This is a genomic window from Microcoleus sp. AT8-B5, from assembly GCF_036705565.1.
Lineage (GTDB): Bacteria > Cyanobacteriota > Cyanobacteriia > Cyanobacteriales > Microcoleaceae > Microcoleus.
Genome location: NZ_JAUBUY010000080.1, coordinates 1 through 19,851 on the forward strand (window position 1 = coordinate 1; position 19,851 = coordinate 19,851).

General features: G+C 45.2%; 12 protein-coding genes. 6 read left to right on the forward strand and 6 right to left on the reverse strand.

Features of this window, described 5'->3' with window-relative positions:
- Window positions 1-95: 95 nt before the first annotated feature.
- The 3 genes from QUB39_RS29075 to QUB39_RS29085 form a co-directional block, all read right to left on the reverse strand.
- A complete protein-coding gene (locus QUB39_RS29075; protein ID WP_333057844.1) occupies window positions 96-1,487 on the reverse strand; it encodes a response regulator in 1,392 nt (463 codons plus the stop codon).
- Window positions 1,484-4,312 carry an ATP-binding protein gene (locus QUB39_RS29080; protein WP_333057845.1) on the reverse strand — a complete coding sequence of 943 codons (2,829 nt, stop codon included), beginning with the start codon at window positions 4,310-4,312 and terminating at the stop codon, window positions 1,484-1,486. Before QUB39_RS29080 ends, QUB39_RS29075 begins: the two co-directional genes overlap by 4 nt.
- 1,072 nt (window positions 4,313-5,384) lie before the next feature.
- Window positions 5,385-6,836, reverse strand: a complete 1,452-nt coding sequence (locus QUB39_RS29085) for a hypothetical protein (RefSeq protein WP_445243016.1) — start codon at window positions 6,834-6,836, stop codon at window positions 5,385-5,387.
- Window positions 6,837-7,449: 613 nt separating this feature from the next.
- On the opposite strand from QUB39_RS29085, the gene QUB39_RS29090 reads away from it, so the two are divergent.
- Entirely contained in the window at window positions 7,450-8,949 is a 1,500-nt protein-coding gene (locus QUB39_RS29090) for a GUN4 domain-containing protein (RefSeq protein ID WP_333057846.1), read from the forward strand.
- Between the two features lie 349 nt (window positions 8,950-9,298).
- Complete coding sequence (locus tag QUB39_RS29095) at window positions 9,299-9,562, forward strand: hypothetical protein (RefSeq protein ID WP_333212631.1); 264 nt, start codon at window positions 9,299-9,301, stop codon at window positions 9,560-9,562.
- A 129-nt stretch (window positions 9,563-9,691) separates the two neighbouring features.
- Here QUB39_RS29095 and QUB39_RS29100 read toward each other — a convergent pair whose 3' ends face one another.
- Window positions 9,692-10,219 (reverse strand): P-loop NTPase family protein, encoded by a 528-nt coding sequence (locus QUB39_RS29100; RefSeq protein ID WP_333057848.1) that lies wholly within the window; start codon window positions 10,217-10,219, stop codon window positions 9,692-9,694.
- 356 nt (window positions 10,220-10,575) lie between these two features.
- On the opposite strand from QUB39_RS29100, the gene QUB39_RS29105 reads away from it, so the two are divergent.
- Together QUB39_RS29105 and rph are read left to right on the forward strand one after the other, a co-directional pair.
- Complete coding sequence (locus QUB39_RS29105; protein WP_333212635.1) at window positions 10,576-11,142, forward strand: nucleoside monophosphate kinase; 567 nt, start codon at window positions 10,576-10,578, stop codon at window positions 11,140-11,142.
- A 126-nt stretch (window positions 11,143-11,268) separates the two neighbouring features.
- The gene (gene rph / locus QUB39_RS29110) at window positions 11,269-11,988 is read left to right on the forward strand and encodes a ribonuclease PH (RefSeq protein WP_333057849.1); all 720 of its coding nucleotides are present in this window, start codon (window positions 11,269-11,271) and stop codon (window positions 11,986-11,988) included.
- A 391-nt stretch (window positions 11,989-12,379) separates the two neighbouring features.
- Here rph and QUB39_RS29115 read toward each other — a convergent pair whose 3' ends face one another.
- Window positions 12,380-17,266: a CHAT domain-containing protein gene (locus QUB39_RS29115; protein WP_333212629.1), complete on the reverse strand. Its 4,887-nt coding sequence runs from the start codon at window positions 17,264-17,266 to the stop codon at window positions 12,380-12,382.
- 81 nt (window positions 17,267-17,347) lie between these two features.
- Here QUB39_RS29115 and rnhA point away from each other — a divergent pair, with 81 nt between their 5' ends.
- Window positions 17,348-18,253, forward strand: coding sequence for a ribonuclease HI (rnhA, locus tag QUB39_RS29120; protein ID WP_333057851.1), 906 nt, complete (start codon window positions 17,348-17,350; stop codon window positions 18,251-18,253).
- A 105-nt stretch (window positions 18,254-18,358) separates the two neighbouring features.
- Here rnhA and QUB39_RS29125 read toward each other — a convergent pair whose 3' ends face one another.
- Complete coding sequence (locus QUB39_RS29125; RefSeq protein WP_333212627.1) at window positions 18,359-18,892, reverse strand: dual specificity protein phosphatase family protein; 534 nt, start codon at window positions 18,890-18,892, stop codon at window positions 18,359-18,361.
- A gap of 57 nt (window positions 18,893-18,949) precedes the next feature.
- On the opposite strand from QUB39_RS29125, the gene QUB39_RS29130 reads away from it, so the two are divergent.
- Window positions 18,950-19,588 carry a pentapeptide repeat-containing protein gene (locus tag QUB39_RS29130; RefSeq protein ID WP_333212625.1) on the forward strand — a complete coding sequence of 213 codons (639 nt, stop codon included), beginning with the start codon at window positions 18,950-18,952 and terminating at the stop codon, window positions 19,586-19,588.
- Window positions 19,589-19,851 lie beyond the last annotated feature (263 nt).

A 19,851-nucleotide genomic window follows, 5' to 3' on the forward strand; every position in this document is an offset into this window, starting at 1 on the left:
ATCAATTACGCACTTGATTTAGCTAAACACTTCATCTTATCATGTTTGAGGTTGAAATTAAGATGCGTTTACCCTGCCCTAAAAACTCCCCATTACTAATGCTGAATTGGAAGCTCAATAACAAACTCTACCCCCCATTCGGGCGAGGAAATGCAAGTCAGCTTACCACCATGTTTTGCTTCTACAATCTCACGGCTAATAGACAAACCTAAACCTGTCCCTTTACCTACTGATTTAGTAGTAAACATCGGCGTGAATAAATGCTGCATTACTTCCTGAGTTATGCCAACCCCATTATCAGCAATCCGAATCAAAACTCTGTCGCCCTGAAGCATTTCAGTGCAGATACGAATCTGTGGGTTGTCATTGCTCTGTTGCTTTTCCCCGCAGGGCGGACAACTGCTCGTAGACTCTTCTAAAGCATCAATTGCATTCGCTAATACATTCATAAACACCTGATTGATTTGCCCAGGATAGCACTCTACCAGCGGTAATTCGCCGTACTCTTTAATAACCTTAATAGCTGGGCGAGTGCCTTTACCTTTCAATCGATGACCTAAAATCAACAGGGTACTATCTAGCCCATCGTGAATATTCACTGGCGTTAGTGCCGATATATCCAACCGAGAGAAATTACGCAGTGACATAGAAAGATTGTAAAGTCGCTCTGTTCCGACCGCCATTGAATCAATAATTTTTGGCAAATCTTCCACAATAAAATCTAACTCAATCTCTTGGGACTTCTCCTCAAATTCTGATGTCGAATTAACGTGGTGCTGGCAAAGCCGAGTTATCTCGATCAAATCGGCAATATATTCCTTGGCAATAGGGATATTATTGGAGATAAAACTAACTGGATTGTTAATTTCGTGAGCTACCCCAGCTACAAGTTGACCCAGACAAGCCATCTTTTCACTTTGAACGATTTGCACCTGAGCTTTTTTAAGATTATCCAAAGCTTGAGAAAGTTCAGCGGTTCGTTCTTCCACCCGTTTTTCTAACTCCTGCGCGAGCTGATGTAACGCTGCTTCGGCTGCGATCCTGTCTTCAATTTCCCGTTTGAGAAGCAGATTTTGATCGGCGAGAGTTTTAGTCAAAGAACGCAGTTTTAAATGGAGATTGACGCGAGCTAATACCTCATTTTGTTCAAAAGGCTTAGTAATGTAATCCACAGCCCCTAGATTAAAGCCTTTGACTTTATCTCCTATGTCAGAAAGAGCCGTCATAAAAATTACCGAAATTTCGTTCGTCAACGGACTTGCCTTCAGGCGATGGCAGGTTTCAAACCCGTCAATTCCTGGCATCATCACATCTAAAAGAATCAAATCAGGCTGAGTATATTCAGCCTGTTCGATGGCGGTTTCGCCATCAGTTGCTACCAATATCTCCCATCCAAAACCCGCTAAAGCTTCAGAAAGCACGTCTAGATTGCTAGGATTATCATCGACGATTAAGATGCTACTTGTTTCAATATTTGCTGCCTTCATTCTTTTTCTATCCTGTGGGATGTAATAAACTCTTTAATTTTTTTGACCTGATAGCCTTGGGCTAACTGGCGCAGCTCAACAGCAAAAGACACAAATTTCTGATCCAATTTCTCTAAGTGTTCACTGCGCTTCACAATTCCTTTCACGTTGCCTCTCATCGCCAGTTCAAGTAGGAGTTCCATTTCTCCGGGCGGGGGAGCCACTACAGAGTTCGATTCAGAAAGTGATTGAGGCTCAGAGGAAAAGGCAATATTGCTGATTTTTTCATTTTTTCGTTCCTCATATATCCATTCAAGTTTTAAATACTTTTGCAACATCTCAAATAGCTCTTCTGCCTGCACAGGCTTACCGAGAAAATCGTTGGCTCCCCCCTCCAAACTTTTATGTTGGTCGGTAGCAAATACACTGGCAGATGAAGCAATGATTGCCACGTCTGTATAGTCTGACAAATTTCGGATACGGCGCATCATCTCAAAGCCATCTAACACTGGCATCACTAAGTCAGTGATAATCAAATCGAACTTAAACTCTTCTACTTTTTCTAAACCTTCTTGACCGTTTTTAGCTTCGGTTACTTCAAATCCGAGGGGTTCCAGGAGATTGACAATGACTGAGAGATTTTCCCATTTGTCATCCACAACCAAAACTTTCTGTTTTCTACCTTGGTACCCAACTAGCTTTCTTTGCTTGGCAATCGTGACTGTATTTGCCCAGTCTGCCGCTTCCGGTAAATCCAAATCTAGCCAAAAAACACTGCCTGTTCGTGACTGACTTTTTACTTGAATGGTACTACCCATCATTTCGACAATTTTCTGGCTAATTGTTAAACCGAGTCCGGTTCCTTCCGCCTGACGCTTGCTCTCTCCTACCTGTTCAAAAGGCAAAAATATTTTTTTTAAGTGTTCTGGCGTCATACCAACGCCAGTATCTTCTATTTGAAACCGAATTTTGTGAATTGGTGAGGCTGGCTTTTGCTGATGGCTTTGTACCTTTGCACCTGTCCCCTTTTCCAGATATTCTATCTTAAAAGTCACTCGTCCCGAGTCTGTAAACTTAATTGCATTGCTCAGTAAGTTAATTAGTACCTGTCGCAAGCGTTTTTCGTCAGCGTAGATGCCAGCAGGAATTTCCGAACTGGGTTGATAAACAAAAGCAATTCCTTTTTGTTCGGCTCGGATGCGGCAGATTTCCGCGACTCCCTGCAAAAAGGAAGGAAAATGAAAATCTTTCGCGTACAGTTCCAGTTTCTGGGCTTCAATTTTAGCGAGGTCTAAGATGTCATTGATCAGGGTTAGCAGGTGGGAGCCACACTGGTGAATAATACTGATGCCTTGGAGTTCCTTGGGAGCCATCGTTTTTGAGCGTTCTAGGATTTGAGCGTATCCTAAAATTCCATTGAGTGGTGTTCTCAATTCGTGACTCATATTTGCTAAAAATTCACTTTTAGCTTGGTTGGCAGTATCCGCGATTTGTTTGGCTTCCGTGAGTTCAGCAGTGCGTTCTTGTACTCTGATTTCTAGTTCGGAATTGGTCTTGGCTAGCGCATCAAAGGATTCGCGCAACTGTTGTGCCATTTGGTTGAATGATTGACCCAGAACTTCTAGTTCTTCTACGCCTTTTACTTGCACATTTTGGTCTAAATCTCCACTAGCGATTGCCCTAGAAGCTTCACTCAAGCGAAGAATCGGGTTAGTAATCCAGCGTGCGGTTAATATTCCTAAAACCGTAGCCAGTCCCAAGGCTCCTAAACACAAAAAAATGGTCGTCTGGGTGTTAACATTAATTTGCTCCATGAAGTCAGCTTCGGGAACTGTGATTACAATTAACCAGTCCAAACCGCGATCGTCTTTATAAGGAAGCGCTTGTAGAAATTGTCGTTGGCCATCGATCCAGAAGTCAAGCTGTTCTCGCTTGGTAATTTTTTTTAGGTCGCCAAATTGCTGTTGTAATTGCTTCGTAGCAGAGCTTATTAAGGGATCTGTGCTTTTAGCTGCATTGATGCGTTTAGCTTTCGCATTTTCAACTAAAAATGGCTGCTCTAGGGTAGAGCTGGCAACGATGAGTCCTGAGCGCTCGATGATAAAAGTTTGCCCTGAACGACCGATTTTTATATTTTTGAGAAAGTCACTAATTTGTGTTAGAAAAAAATGATCGGCGAATACCCCAATGACTGCTCCTTTACTATCATTGAGAGCAACACTAGCAGGCAAAACCATTTCTGGGAAAGCGTGATAGGAAAATATTTCGCCCCACACTGGTTTGCCTGCTTGGACGGCAGCCACGTACCAGGGTCGTTCCTCTATCTTGAAGTCGGGCTTTTCCTGAATGAGCCTTATACGCTCTCCGTCTTTAGTCATATCATAAAATCGAATACTTCCCCCTGTGGCTTGGCCGGCTTCCATGATTTGCAAGGTGTCTTTTTTAGGTTTTAATGCCCCAATAAAGCCATCATATTTTTGACTACCGAACATAATGGAACCTGCTGTCGGAAATAACTGTACCTGCTGCACAAAGTAGCGCTCTAGGCGTGGCAAGTCTTGAACGTCAATTTGACCTAGGCGGACAGCCTCAAGATTGATTTGATTGACTAGGTGGGGAGCCTCTAAATATTCGTTAAGCTTCTGATTGATGCGTTCGGAGACTTCACTGCGGAGTTGAGTCGCAACATTATTGACAGCTTCTTGTCCGTTGCGTACCGAGACCCAAGCGGTCAGCCCGACGGCGGCAAAGATTTGCACGACGAATGGCAACACTAGGATCAGGCGAAGTGACAGCTTTTTTTGAGAACGGTTTGACAGAAAAGTGGTGCGAGATGTGTGTGACATTGATTGGTGTTACTCCTGGGGTAACGAGTTGAGGGAAAATCTCTGTGGATTTAGTGAAATGAGACTGAGGAAATATATATTGAAAAGCTATCTATAATAGTTATTGAAACTTTTTAGAAAGTAACTTGCTTGAACCAGCATAGCTACTCTAGGTGTTTACTATGAGAGGGTTATAATTATAGCTGACTAAAGATGCTGAAGGGGAACATCTCAATGAAAGCACCTAAGTTAGAAATTGGATTTTTGAGGCTCTCTTGCTGCGAGGCAGGAGGGAGGAGGCAGGAGGCAGAAGGCAGGAGGAAGAAGAAGTGTTTTTACAAATATGAGATGCTCCCTGCTGAAGCGCCTGATTTTTTTACTAGCATTTGTAAAAAAAAAATTTTTTGAGAAAATCAGCTAGCAATTCTATCTAATAGATTACTTGGTTTACAGCTATTTGTAGTGGTTTTTAACTTTACTTTACAGATGGGCAATAAAAAATATCATTTCATCTAAATTAGATATATAGCAATCCTAAATGATTCGTGTAATTCTTGTAGGGGCTCTCCCCACGCCCGGTTGCCCCGATGCAGGCTGGGGTAGGCACGGGGAGTAGGGGTAGCACTACCCCTACATATTTTTACAAATGATGCGAGGATTGCTATATAGCAATCCTCGCATCAGTTTCAATAACTGGTTAACTTCCAAGCTCTGCCTGGGAACCGATGTAAGCGAGGCTCTGCCTCGGCCCCGACTATGGAGGCTCTTCCTCCGGATCTGCGTTACCAGGCTCTTCCTGGTAACGAGTATAATCATTTAGGATTGCTATATATTGATATAATATACGTCTAAAAAAAATGAGCTTTATCGCTAAAAACGTGAGTTCCCAGACCGCTGAGGACCCTAACGGCGGTCTAACTCACTACCGCGCTGAATGTGGGATGCACAACTCTGCAGATGACTCTGGTAGAGAATGCCGATCGCACATGAAACTTTACAATTCCAGCAAGTTTCATTTGCTGGAGTTAAAGCAGGGTAATTGCTAATTGCTAATTGGGGAAGAAAAAAATAAGTAAAGCGGTGGAGACTTGCGCTAACGCGGGGCTATCCGTTGCAGTTCTTTGGCTTGTTCTAAAATTTTCTCGAAGTCTTCTTCGCTCAACCGCTGAATGTAGTTGATTTTGAACTCTTCTAGGAAATCGCACAGCAGCAGTTGTATTTCTTGCCAGGTTTGCTGCTGTTGCAGTTCGGTGCCTAAAGCTTGCCCGAAATGTTGGACTAGCTGGCTTGAAAGTTTGATGCTTATGGGGTCTTCGCTGGCGATTTTGAAGGCTTCGTAGGCATCTTGGGGGCCGAGGGTGGCTAATTTTGAGAGTTCTGCAACTAATTGCTGTGCTAGCTGTTCGGGCAGGTTTCCCAGACCGGGTACTTGCTTCCATCCTTGATAGAGGGGGGATTGTTTGAGGAAGCTTTCAATATTGTACCGGAGGAGGGCTTCTAGGTCGGGCTGGAGTTGGGGGAGGACTTTGTAGACGGTTATTTGGACGAGATGGGTGGCGATCGCTTCTATTTCATTGATATTGTTGATGTCTAGATAGCGCTGTTTTGGGGATTTAAAGAGTTGACGAGCGAGTTCGCCTGTGGTAATTGATTGTTGCATCTGGTTGATGAGTTGAATTACTACAACTTCGGTCAATTCTTGGGCGAAATTGGCGACGAAACCTCGGCTGATTTGGGTGCGTATGGGTTGGAGATCCGGCATTTTGGCTTGGTGGATGCGAATTGTGACGGGTAATATTCGCAACAGGCGCCAGAATGGGAGCAGCAGGAAGATGTCGTACCATCGCCAGAGCATGGCCGATCGCCAAGTGACGCTGCGGTGGCGGCGGCCGATCGAGTAGGTACGGGCTAGAAATTCGATCGCGAATATGGCAATAAATGGCAGGTCAATTAGCCAGAAGTTATCGGTAAATTCGCCGTTTTCTCCAATCTCGCGGTAATAGTTGGTGGCGATTAATGGCTTGATTTTGGAGTCAAACCACTGGATTTCTTTTTGCCAGTCTTGTTTGTTTAAATAGTCAGGGCTCCAAAATCTTTGGAATGATTGTTTAGCGGAGTCTTCTGGATTCGGGACGCGATCGCGCATCCGGTCTTTGATTTTTTCTAGGGTGCCACTTTTTGATGCTACTCGAAAGGGATCTTCGTCGATCATTTTCGCGCTCAGATTGTTTATTTCCTGCAATTTGGCTGCTACTTGGGGAGAGGGCAATCCTGTTTGCACTACTTGAATTTTTAATTCTTCTAAGGTTTCCAGATATTGCTGGGTGTCTCGGTGGGGTTTAATTCCTTTAAATGGGTCGTATACTTGAGTTAGAACTGGGAGTTGCCGGAAGTAGAAATCTCGTCCGGGGACGTAAGTTATGTCAAATAATACTAGGCTTAAATTTCCTAGGGCGACCAGTGCCATGAACCGCTCGAACCAAGGTACTTTTGGTGATTTTTTGCGGGAGTTTGGAGTTGGAGAGGGCAGTAGTTTTGGTGTCACTAGCGGTTCCTAATTAAGTAGACCGATCGAAATAGATGTAACTGGTAATAGCTGAAAAAAGGAAACAGGGAAAACTGGCTAAGTGTCCGATCGAGTTCGGATGGCGATCGCGGAAGCTAGTCTTTATTTTAACGTGCGTTTGTTGGGGATTTTTGGATTGTTAATTATGCCTGGTTAAGTTAAATATTTTACGGGTAAAATATTTAGGTCGATCGAACTTGACGGAAGCTGTGGCTCCCGTTAGTGTGCTTCTCTCTGGCAATAAAATTATATCTCAGGCGGAATCCTTAGTTTTTTTGGCGTTGCAGTGCTCACGGGGCTGGCAATAAATGACTATTTCTGTTTGATCTACGGGCTATTTGACCGCTAAATCAAATGTATTGCACGCAGCGGAGTCTAAGGTTAGATGTGGACTTCGAGTTTGAGGTCAAACCCTCAAGAGAGTTATACTTGCTCAGGGGTGGCAGTCTGGTGAGAGCGCCCCCTCTGATGGCGAGGGTGGCTGCCGCCTCCGCAAGGTTCGAGGTTTCGCCTCTACAAAAACCAGCTCGCGATCGGACTCTTGAATAATATAAAACCCTTCCTACTAATTTTGTTCGCATTTTTTTAATATATGACATACTGCCTTAATCTCGATTGCCCAAGAGACAAGCGTCAGAACCCACCAGGCACAAAGTATTGTCTTAATTGTGGTTCAAAGCTGCTGCTAAAAGACCTTTATGCAGCAACTGAACCGCTACGCGATGGGGGATTTGGCAGGACTTTCCGAGCTGTTAATCATGGAAAATTTGAGGAATTGTGCGTGATTAAACAGTTGTCACCCCCTCAAGAATTTCAGCGGAAGCCCGGTCATTTTAAAAAATATGTTCGACTGTTTGAACAAGAGGCAAGGCGGTTATACGAACTGAAGCACCCGCAAATTCCTCAGTTAATTTCTTATTTTGAGGAAGATGGGCGCTTGTATTTGGTGCAAGAGTTTATTGATGGCAATAATTTAAAGGATGAGTTAGATAAGTACGGTGCTTATAGCGAAATTAAAACTTGCGAACTGCTGTTAGATTTGTTGCCTTTATTGAAGTTTGTTCATGACAGAAATGTAATTCACCGCGATATTAAGCCGGAGAATGTGATCCGCCGATCGCGCGATCGTAAGTTAGTGCTGATAGATTTTGGGGTTTCCAAACAGGTAGTAGCTGCTGCTCCCACCAAAACAGGAACGAAGTTGGGAACTCCCGGCTACGCGGCTCTAGAACAGCGTCACGGTAGGGCTGTTCCGGCTAGCGACCTTTACAGTTTGGGGGTGACTTGCATTCGCTTGCTGACTTCTGTTATGCCTTATCTGGATATCTACGGGGACATTCACGATGACCTTTACGATCCGCTTGAAGGCCGGTGGCTGTGGAGGGAGGCTTTGCCAAAAGGAACACAAATTAGCGAGGATTTAGGTCAGGTTTTGGATAAGTTAATTCAGGAATATGTTAAAGATCGCTACAAATCTGCTGTGGAAGTTTTGGATGCTTTAAAACCTCCTGTTGTTGTTGTCCCCGTGCTGGAAAAGTCGCAGCAGGCAACTGTTGTTAGTCCTTCGGTTCCGACTCAACCTGTGACTGATACTCTGTTAATTTCTGTGAATTTAGACTCAGAAAAAGGTATTGATTATTCTCACTTGGCAAGGCTGCTGGCTGCTAAAAATTGGCGTGGTGCTGATGAGGAAACTTCTGTGAAAATGCTGGAGGTGATGCAGCAAAATTCACGGGGTTATTTGAGTGAGGAAGATATTAGGAAGTTTCCAGCTAAGGATTTGCAGACTATCGATCGACTTTGGGTGCGGCACAGTCACCGCAGATTCGGTTTTTCTGTGCAAAAGGGTTTGTGGCTCAAGTTGGGGGGAAAGCCTGGTGTTTATGATGCTACAGTTTGGGAGAAGTTTGGCGATCGAGTGGGCTGGCGGGTTAACAGCCAGTGGGTATACTATTCGGAGCTGAATTTTTCTTCTAAAGCAAAGCCTGGACATTTGCCGGGGGGGACTGTTTTTGGGTGGGAAGGCGGGGTTTTGTGCGGTGTTTTGGGTTTGGGTGGGATCTGGTTTCTGCTGTCGCGGCGGGATTTGTAAAACTCACATCTTGCACTATTCTCGCTTAACAGGCTTTTCGGCCTGTTCCACAAAGAGTGAATTTTCTTGTGGAACAGGCCGGAAAGCCTGTTCATAAAAAACTTATTGAGAATGGTGCAATATCTCAGTAAAAGGAAGGTAGAAGGTAGAAGGCAGAATTTATTAGTGAGGCTGCACCCCAAGCGAAGTCGAAGTGTTAGTCATTAAATAGTTTTGAGTTGGGAATTAAAGAGTTAATAAGTGTGGAGTTTAATCATCTGTTCTGTAAAAAGTAGCTCTAAAAAAAGCGAAAAATAAGATATAATCCCAAACTATTTTTTTTGTGCTATGTTCTTAGAGAAGGGCAAGTTTGCAAAGTCAAAAGCCAGTCTTCGGTCGTGGCCAACGAGGGGGACTGGCTTTGGCTCCAATTTACCAAGGAGATTTATCTAGTATGTTGCAAGAAAAACGTCTCAAGCCGTGGACTATAGTTCGCTCGCTTCCAAATGTGGAAAAGGTGGTTGTGGGTGAGTTTCGCAGTTGGTCTGATGCAGACGGTCACTTGAAAATTCTCAAGCGGATGGTGCCGGCAGATCGATTGAGTGTTGTCTTCGATCCGGTAGTTCAAGCGTAACGTCGCTGGTAAATTGATCAGCGTGCGATCGCTCTTTGAGCTAAGCGATCGCCTCTTTTTTTTTGATACTGTTTTTTTACATAAAAAATGCGATCGCTAAACAGGCGATCGCAAATTGAATCATTGTCCTTAACTGCGGCGAATTTCCGTAATTTGGTCGGCAACATCCAAAATTCTTTGGGGCATCGATGGCCCGGTAAAAATCATATCCAAATGATGGGGCTTGTTGTCAATCAATGCCACCACTTCGGCTTCGGGAATCAAGCCCAAATTAACCGCTAAACTCAATTCATCGAGAATAACTAAGGCATAACGACCTTCACGCACCGCATTTTGAACATACTGCCACAATTGTTCGATCGATCGCGTCTCCAGCTCATCTAGATCGGCATTCTCAATACAGCGTGACAAATCGCAGCGCATCCAATCTAAATTTTGCCCCAGCCGCACCGGATGCTGGTGCCCTTGATTAATTCCCCCTTTGAGGAACTGCACCGCTAGCACGGGAGCTCCCTGTCCTGCAATTCTGAGGGCCTGAGCCATGACACTGGTAAAAAAGCAGCGGTGCGGGCCTGTAAAGACTTGCACCAGCCCTTGAACTGTGTAGGGCAAGCTGTGGGTTAAATTGAGTTTAGGGGTTTGTAACTGAGCAACCATAGGGCAATATTTAATCAGCAACTAAGTCTTGAGTGCAGCTCCGACCTTGGCGTGGCTGAAGCCTGCTTGACAATATATAGTGTACGGGGCCGAGTGCACATCGGATCAAACACTATATATACAAGTTGTCAAAAGCTCGCGGCAGTGGCATTCGCAGTCGTTTGTTCGATTTTTGAACTCAATTAGCACTTAGGCAGAAACGGGGTTTTTTACCAAAATACGGCGTGGAGCTTGACATTTATACAGTTATAGGGTGAAAAACCAAGGTGATGAGAGTCTTGCGGCGTCCAGGGCTTTGAAGAAAAGGTACACACATCGCGTAAAATTTGAATGTCGCGGCACTAGGAGCAGGGACTGTGAGAGTGGTGATTCTGGGAGGGCCAGGAGCGGGAAAGGGAACTCAGGCTGAACTACTGTGCAGCAATTTGAGCCTTCCTTTGCTGGCTGTGGGGGACATTCTACGGGAGGCGATCGCAGAAGACACAGATTTAGGCAAGCTGGCGGTGTCTTATGTCGAAAGAGGGGAATTAGTTCCCGACGCAACTATGATTCAATTCTTTCGCCGCCGACTGCTGCTGTGGGATGTCTTTAATGGCTGGGTGTTGGAGGGCTATCCGCGAACGGCTTTTCAAGCTGAGGAGTTGGATTTTTTATTAGAGGATTTGGCGCAGGAGCTAGATTGGGCCGTTTGGCTGAAAGTGCCGATCGAGGTTTTGCTGAGTAGGTCGATCGAGCGCGATCGATCGGATGACCATCCTGAAATATTACAGCGTCGGCTGGATTTGTTCCACGAACGCACTATTCCTCTTTTAGAGTATTACGAATACCGCAACAAACTGTTAACTATTGATGGCGCTCAATCTCCACAACAAGTCCAGCAGGATATTCTCAAATTAATCGAGGCTAAGAGCAAATCATTATAGGATTTTAGATTTTAGTAGATTTTAGATTGAATGACTGCATATTTACCGCATCAAAAAAACCGGAATATTAATACCAACTTTTAAAGTTTTAATGCCTAATTACCTATTACCAATCACCTAAATATTATGTCTTTCCAACGTCCAGATGGCAGACTACCAAATCAAATTCGTCCGATTAGTTTCGATCGACAGTTTACCAAATTTGCTAGCGGTTCCGTGCTCGCGAAAAGTGGCGATACTCAGGTACTTTGCAGCGTTACAATCAAGCCGGGAGTGCCTAGATTTCTGGAGAATACCGGACAAGGTTGGCTGACAGCGGAATACCGAATGTTGCCGGGATCTACGCCGCAGCGACAAGAGCGGGAATTTATGAAATTATCGGGACGGACTCAAGAAATTCAGCGGTTGATTGGGCGCAGTTTGCGATCGTGCTTGGATATGCAACTATTGGGAGAACGCACAATACTTGTCGATGCGGATGTTTTGCAAGCGGACGCTGGGACTCGCACGACTTCAATTACTGGCGGGTTTGTGGCTGTGGCTGACGCTTTGAACAAGTTGGTACAAAAAGGTGATTTAGTGCGATCGCCCTTGATTCGCCAAGTGGCGGCCGTGTCTGTGGGACTTTTGGAAGGGGAGCCATTTTTAGATTTGAATTATCTGGAAGATGTGGCGGCTGAAATTGATTGTAATGTGGTAATGAATGGAGATTTGAATATCATCGAAATTCAGGGAACTGCGGAAGAGGGAAGTTTCAGCCGGAGTCAGTTAAATCAAATTTTGGATGTGGCAGAAACTGGAATTCAGGAATTGTTGGAGGCTCAGCGGCAGGCTTTGGTTGAGTAGTCCGGCAGTCCGGCAGGGGTTGAAACCCCTGCCTCAAAGCTAAAGTCCTCTTAAGAGGACTGAGAAGAAGAATTTTTCAACTCATTAGTCCTCTTCAGAGGACTTTAGCTATTAGCCAGGGAATTCATTCCCTGGCGGACTGGCGGGCGGGCGGGAGGACTGGCGGACTGACGATTTAAGTTGACACAAATTGGCCGGGCGCCGTGTTCTCTATATAATAATTCCGGTGCAATCGGAAACGATATCAAGCGATCGGGTGGTGGCGGACTCGGCATAAAAAATAGTGAACAGGCCGATCGCACTCGGAACTTGCTTGCTTGCGGGCGATCGACTTTTCCCGAAAAACCATTAATATCCCACTAATAACAAATCACTAATCACTAATCACCCATCACCAAGGACTCCCAATCATCACAAAAGCCGACCAATAATAAGGATGCGACAACTTTAAATCCGCAAACCCTTGCAGCGAAGCCGGCAACTCCACCCCCTCACCCCGACTCAAACCCCGCAATCGGCCACCCTCCAAACGCACATCTCCCCGCAACATCGCAATTTGCGCTTGTCGCAGCGCCGCCCCCTTAATTCGCGCCGTCTTCAACTGCTGGTAAAACTCACTCATCAATCCCAAAGTACCTTCATCACTCACGTACCACAAACTTCCCAAAGCCGTTTGCACCCCCGCTTGCAGCGCCAAACCCCCAAAACCCAACTCGGCCTGTGCATCTCCCACCGCAGTCCGACAAGCACTTAAAACTAACATATTCACCTGCGGATCATTCAATCTCAAATCCCGTAATTGATCCAGTCGCAGCCGACTATTCCACAACTGAATAAAAGAATTATTCGGTACTCCAGGTCGAAATTCGCCGTGAGTAGCTAAGTGAATAATCCCAAAAGGCCGGCTTTGATGCTGTCGCTTCAAATTCTCCAAAGTGAAATCCTCATTCAGAAAACTAACTCCCGGCCACTCTCTAGAAATAGCGGCTATTTCTGCAGGAACCGCAGGCAAAGGATTCAACTCGGAAAATTCCGAGGCACCCATTGCTAAAACTTGAGAATTTCTGAGATCGACGTAGCGGGTATCTGTTAAATTAATGCTGGGCATCAGGCTGAGATTGTACTTTTCCACCAAAAATTGCTGTCCGTCGTGCAAAGCAGCAAAGGGCATACCTCTCAAACCTCGATCGACAACAAAGGAAATAGTATCCGTTTCGCACTTTTTCAAACTGTCCTCTAAAGGCCCAATCATCCACTTATAAAGCTGTTGGGAAGATGGTAGATAACTCGTAGTAGCCCGCACCCCCGGTTTGGTAATCTCACCCCTGAACTCATTTACAACTTTCAGAAGTTCTTGTCGGTTCGCTGACGGCACACTTTTGTGAACCACTTCACCGCAAGAAGTGATCAGCATTAAATTTAATTCTTCGGGCTGCGAGAATAGATAAATTAAGCTGGGTTTTGTGCCGGTTTCTTTACCCGCTGATTCTAACTTTTTTTGAATTTCCTCTGGGGATACCAACTCGTTGCTGATGTTGATGCCTAAATATTCCCCGAATTCTTGGCTGAAAGATTTGTCCAGCAGAGACAAAGCTTCCGATATTTGGCCTGTCTCCAAATTCCTGCCGATGTCGCCGCGAAATGCTGACTGAATAACTGAATCTAGGATATTTGAATTGATGAAATTTCTCACTTCTCTGGGAAATTGCATCCTTTCGCGCGGCATCCTTTCTCCGGGTTTTCCTATATCTCGCGATATTCTGTTTTGATTCTGCCGCTGTTGGCGGCTAAAGGGTTGGTTGGGATCGGGGAAAAGCGATCGCCCTCTATCTAATGCAAATCTATCCCTTGGTAATATTGGCGGCGAATTGGGATTATTAGGATTATTGGGATTATTGGGATTATTGGGATTATTGGGATTATTGGGATTATTGGGATTATTAGGATTATTGGGATTATTGGGATTATTGGGATTATTAGGATTATTGGGATTATTGGGATTATTAGGATTATTGGGATTATTGGGATTATTGGGATTATTCGGATTATTCGGATTATTCGGATTATTCGGATTATTGGGATTGTCGGGATTTGTTGGTTGATTGGTAGTTACGATCGCACTATTGCCTTGAGTGTAAGAATTTATGAACGATCGCCCTTGAGTAATCGTACCTGAAGCATTGCTGGCGATCGCCCCAGCAGTACCGTTAGTCGTCGCATCTCCCACCGCAAAAGGTATCGGCGGATTGACATCACCGCCGCCGTGGCGGATCGTAACTGTACCCGCTTGAGTGTCGCCAAGAGTCGAGATGCTAACAGGAGTGCCGTTTTGGCCAAAAGTACCCGTCACTCGAACTAAACCCGGAGTTGCGAGCTCAACATTACCGCCCGGAGCATTTATGGATGCAACGCTGATATCATTTTGAGCGTTAAGATTTACTGTAGAAGTGCGATCGACCCTAACAACAGGATTAACATTTATTCGCCCTATTGTGATTTCGTTTGCGGCTAAAATACTCACAATTTCCGCAGCATTTATATTGCCAGTGCTGACACTTCCCCTACTGCTATTAACATCAACAGCGACTCCCTGCAAATTCCCCGTATTCACATTGTCTAACGCTCTGAAAGTGATATTTTCTGTTGCAGTGATGTTGGTCATTTGCAGATTCCCGCTAGTGCTATTGACATTCACTCTCTCTCCCTGCAAATTTCCGGAACTTACATTGCCAGAAGCTGTTACATTAATATTCCCAGTGGCTGTGGTATTTGCAGTTTGAATTGTTCCAGAGTTACTATTGACATTCACTCCCACTCCCTGCAAATTTCCGGAAGTTATATCGCCTAAAGCTGTTACATTAATGTTACCAAGGGATGTAGTATTGCCGATCGCAATTTTTCCCCCATCGCTATTGACCTCAACTGCTCCTCCTAGCAAATTCACTGCATTTAAGTCGCTGGATGCTCTCAAAGCAATAGTGCCAGTGCCAGCATCGATCGATAGAACTCTAATATTAGTTTGGGCATTCAAATTTACTGTAGGAATGCGATTGCTTCCGTCTGTGCTGGTGGTAGGATTGACATTAATTGTCCCTGCTGTAATTTGCTGTCCTGCCAAAAGTCTGACATCTCCATTCGTAGCGATTGCCCCCGTATTAACACTCCCATTGCTGCTAGCATTGACAGTCGCAGCGGTGAGATTGCCTACCGTTAAGTCCCTCAAAGCTGTCAAATTGATATTCTCAGTTGCTGTGATATTGACTGGTGTAGTATTAGGCACAATGGTATTGGCATCAGTCACAACTCCCAATTCACCGGAGTTACTGGTAATATCAACATTAGACCCCTGCAAAGTCCCAAAATTCACATTGCCAAAAGCTCTGAGTGCGATCGCCCCGGAAGTCCCAGTATCGATCGACCCTGTTACTATATTGCCTCGAACAGTATTCAGACTAATACTGCCGTTGATATCAGCACGAGAAATGTCACTTGTCAATATAATATTGTCATTAGCTTGAATATTAATTGTCGAACTAGACGTTAATCTGCCCCCAACTACCACTCCTGCTTCCCTGCTTTCGAGATTAATTTGACCGCCATTAATATCTCTAGTTGCGATAATTCCCGGCGCTGACAAAATCACCGGCCCGCCTGCCGAAATATTTTCAATAGAAATCAAATTATTCGATAAAATAGACGCAGGAGTAAATATTGCATCGTCACCTAAAGGATTAGGTTGTTCATTATCACCCGGAGTATCCGTAGGAGAATTAGGAACATTAGGAGAATTAGCCAAATTTTGCACTCCCGCCCGCAGAATTAAAGCCGGACTGCTGGTTAAAATAGCAATATCTGGATCGCCACTCACATTTTCCCTACCCAATGCAATATCGGGGCCGGTAATTGTAATATCCTCGGCAACAATGCTCCCCCTCGCCTCGACTTTCAGCGAAACTCCGGTATAATCTCCAAAGAAAACATCTCCTTCCGAACTGATAATCGGGTCAAATAAACTGACAAAGTTTCCCGGCATTCCCGACAAATTGCGAATCGAAAAATTGCCACCAGAAACAAAGTGGGAATCCCCCGAAATAACGCCGTTGCTAACCAAACTCAAATTGCCGCCGCTTTGGAATTGCGGGGGAAGAGATAAGCCGCCGATCGCATTTTGAGTGAGAATGTCGATCGTGCGAGATCCCTGAATGTATAAATTACCCCCAGCCTTCGCCAAAAAAGGATTCTGGGCGCTGTCCCTGACCCGCACCGCATCCCCACCCAGCAAACTCAAATCCCCCGCAGTTTGCAGCCTAGCGCCCGCTAACGAGAGATTTTCCGCAGCCCATAAATTCGCACTTCCCGCATTCAACTGCGGTAGCCCAGACACATTAGCAGCAATCGCCACATCCCCAGAATTCACCTGCAAACCAGAAGCCACAAGCCGCACAGAACCGTCATCCGCAACCGCAACACCCGCAGCCTGATTTTGCCCAGTACCTGTCAGCAACTGCGGCAAAGAAATAGGATTCAAAGTCTGTTGAAAACTACCAAAATTTCCGCCCGTTGCTATTTCCAGACTCAACAAATGCCCCGGTTGACTAATGCGGAGAACATTATCTCCCCCAACAGCAGCAACAGTAATTTGCCCGCCCGCAGCCGACAACTGCCCCGTACTAACAACCGTACCGCCAAGCAAAGCCAAATTTTGCCCAGGAGTCACCGCTAAATTACCAGCATTAACAATACTTCCTGGTACACCCGGACTAAAATAAAAAGCATTTGGCGTACCCACCAACGCGCTAAAATTATTTATACCCGCAGCATTAAACCAATTTGAACCAAAACCGACACCAGTAGCAGTAGTTGCAGTAAAAGCCGCCGGCACATTCAAACTCGCGTTCGGGCCAAACACAATCCCCGCAGGATTAATTAGAAAAAGATTAGAATTGCCGCCCGTGACAGTAATTAAACCGTTAATTAGCGAAGCGTCCCCGCCAGCAATTCGAGCTAATATATTTTGAATAGCCGAATTAGTCAGAAAATTAGCAATTTGACCTTGATTCAAGCCAAACTGCCCAAAACTGTGAAAAAGATTCGCGCCGTCTCCCGACAAACTGCCGCCGTTGATATCATAGCGGTTGCCGATCGGGGTGACAACAGTACCCGTACCGTCAGCAGCAGGCACTATGGGCTGTGCTTGCGCGAAAGTATTAAAAATTAACAAAGAAAACGGACAAATAAATAGCGCAACCTTTTTAATCTTTAAGTTGGCATTTTTCATAGCACTAAGTAAAACTATCTCAATTGCCTTAATTATCGCACTTGCAAACAACTTACCTGTAAATTACACATTAATTCGCTCATGACAACTCCCAAAATCAAAAGCCTCTACACAGACGGCGCTTGTTCCGGCAACCCAGGCCCCGGCGGCTGGGGTGCAGTAGTTTGTTTCGCCGACGGCAAGTGTCACGAACTCGGAGGTGCAGACCCCCAAACCACTAACAACCGCATGGAAATGCAGGCTGCCGTCGCTGCGCTGGAATTTTTTGCCAATTCCGGTCAAACCGAACCAGTCACCGTTTACACCGACAGTGAATACGTTAAAAACGGCATCACTAAATGGATTCAAGGCTGGAAAAATAAAGGCTGGAAAACCTCAACGGGCAAAGATGTTGTCAACCAAGACCTCTGGCATCTGCTAGACAAGCTGAATTCCCGGCAAATCAAGTGGGAACACGTCCGCGGCCACTCCGGCGACTTCTACAACGACAGATGCGATGAAATCGCCCGCAGCTTCTCGCACAATCTCACTCCCGAACTGCAACAGCAGAAACCAACGGGAGACGAGGCCGGGGCGGGCACGGGGGCACCGCCCCTACGCTTTGACAACACAATTGTTTCGGAAGAAACGGACGTAACTGGTAACAAAACGATAGAATCCTATGTCATAACTTCTGACCTTCCGATCTCCAACTCTACCATGATGGATTCAACTGCCGATACCCTGGAGAACTTGCCCCGCGAGGTGAGGGTTCAGGACCTCCGCAATCTGATCGAAACGTTGCACATCGCCGACGAGGTTGCGACGAAAGGCTACTTGATTACCAGTTCTGAACTGGCTGATTTGATGGATGTAAATGCCAGCGCTGTCACCAGTCGTGGAGACAACTGGGTTTGGCGAAATTGGGTAGTGTCGCGGGTGCGGCGCGAGGGCAACCAAATTCTCTGGCAATTAGAGAGAATTGACCACGTTAGTACAACTGATTAGTCAGTTGGCAGTTGGCAGTTGGCATTTGGCATTTGGTCAACTGTTAACTGTTAACTGTTAACTGTTAACTGTTAACTGTTAATTAACTAACGGTGCAACCGGAGTTCATATAACAGGACGACCATCATCTAAAAGAGCATTAAGTTCTCCGGCAACTTGCCAAGGGTTTCGACCTTTGAACAAAGCAGCAAACACGGCTTCATAGGGATTTCTACCAGTTTTTTTTACTGCTGCGATCGCCTGTTTGTTAGATAATCCCCGCCCGCTAACCAACCAAGCAGCCAAAACCTGTCCTGTACGTCCGATCCCCCCAGAACAGTGAACTACGACCCGTTCGCCTTTGCTATTTGCAGATGCCAAAAATGGTAATATGCGATCGAGCAAAATATCCCTATCTACCAATTCAAAATCGGCAATCGGAGCCCAGCAAACTCGATCGCACCCAAAGATATTCCGATACGTTCCCAGTAAGTCCCCGTAGCGGATGAGTTGGGAATCGGGAAGCAAACAGCAAACTTGCTTGATATTGTGCCCCTGCATAAATTCAATCCACTCAGCAATTTCTGCATCGCGATATCCAGGTCTCGCTGCACCAAATACAATTAATTCAGTCTCCGAAGCCGCCGCAAATTTGTGCATAATGTTTTCAATAATTTTACCTATAATTAAGAAATACCAACAAATCCTGAATCAACAGTGAAAAACAAGAGTTCGATCGCCTTAATGAACTGGCTGCAACCCAAACCAGAAACCGTTTTGTTATGCGACTCAATTGTAGCAGCTTCTGAGATGGCATTCATGCTCAACGGTGAGTGGGATGGGTGCAATAGTTTAGTCCTCCCTAAATCCGACAAGGTAGCAATTGAAGCAGCCGCCCGTTTGCTGGAGACATCGTGGTGCTACCAAAATACTTGCGAACCGGTTTTAATTCGGCTTGCAGTTGACGAATTGCTGCGCCGTTATGGAATTGGAGACAGGTTTTTTATTAATGCTAACTTGCGATGCGCGCAATTGAGCGAACTTTGCTTGGAAAACATTGATTTGAGTTATGCTAAATTAAATTTGGCTAACCTCAGCGGCAGTAATTTAAGCAAAGCAAACTTAATGGCGGTACAGATGTCAGCAGCAAATTTGAGTGGCAGCAATTTGAGTAAATCGCAACTGGTGAGGGCGAACTTATCGGGAGCAAATTTATCAGATGCTAATCTCAGAGGTGCGGATTTGAGTTATGCAGATTTAAGCAATGTTTGTTTAACAGGTGCGGATTTAAGAGGTGCAAATTTAGCCAGAACAGACTTAAGAAAAACCAGCTTAGATGGGGCGATTGTTGAGTAATATCAAATCCCGCTTAAATACTTTCTCTCACACCGCGTGGGTAAATCCTGTAAACATTTTAACATCAAACCGACAGTCCGGCAGGGGTTGAAACCCCTGCCTCAAAGCGCAAGTCCTCTAAAAGAGGACTGATGAGTTCTTGAGTCCTCTTTTAGAGGACTTTAGCTATTAGACAGGGGTTTCAACCGGGAGCGTGTCACTTTTGCAATGAGTATAAATACCCAAAAATACTAGGGCAGAGGTTTTGAGCTATTTTTGGGCAA

Bases quoted from the DNA above. Each gene is read 5' to 3' on its own strand.
- QUB39_RS29075 (WP_333057844.1), bottom strand. From the start codon at position 1,487: ATGAAGGCAGCAAATATTGAAACAAGTAGCATCTTAATCGTCGATGAT.
- QUB39_RS29080 (WP_333057845.1), bottom strand. From the start codon at position 4,312: ATGTCACACACATCTCGCACCACTTTTCTGTCAAACCGTTCTCAAAAA.
- QUB39_RS29090 (WP_333057846.1), top strand. From the start codon at position 7,450: ATGACATACTGCCTTAATCTCGATTGCCCAAGAGACAAGCGTCAGAAC.
- QUB39_RS29100 (WP_333057848.1), bottom strand. From the start codon at position 10,219: ATGGTTGCTCAGTTACAAACCCCTAAACTCAATTTAACCCACAGCTTG.
- rph (WP_333057849.1), top strand. From the start codon at position 11,269: ATGTCTTTCCAACGTCCAGATGGCAGACTACCAAATCAAATTCGTCCG.
- QUB39_RS29115 (WP_333212629.1), bottom strand. From the start codon at position 17,266: ATGAAAAATGCCAACTTAAAGATTAAAAAGGTTGCGCTATTTATTTGT.
- rnhA (WP_333057851.1), top strand. From the start codon at position 17,348: ATGACAACTCCCAAAATCAAAAGCCTCTACACAGACGGCGCTTGTTCC.
- QUB39_RS29125 (WP_333212627.1), bottom strand. From the start codon at position 18,892: ATGCACAAATTTGCGGCGGCTTCGGAGACTGAATTAATTGTATTTGGT.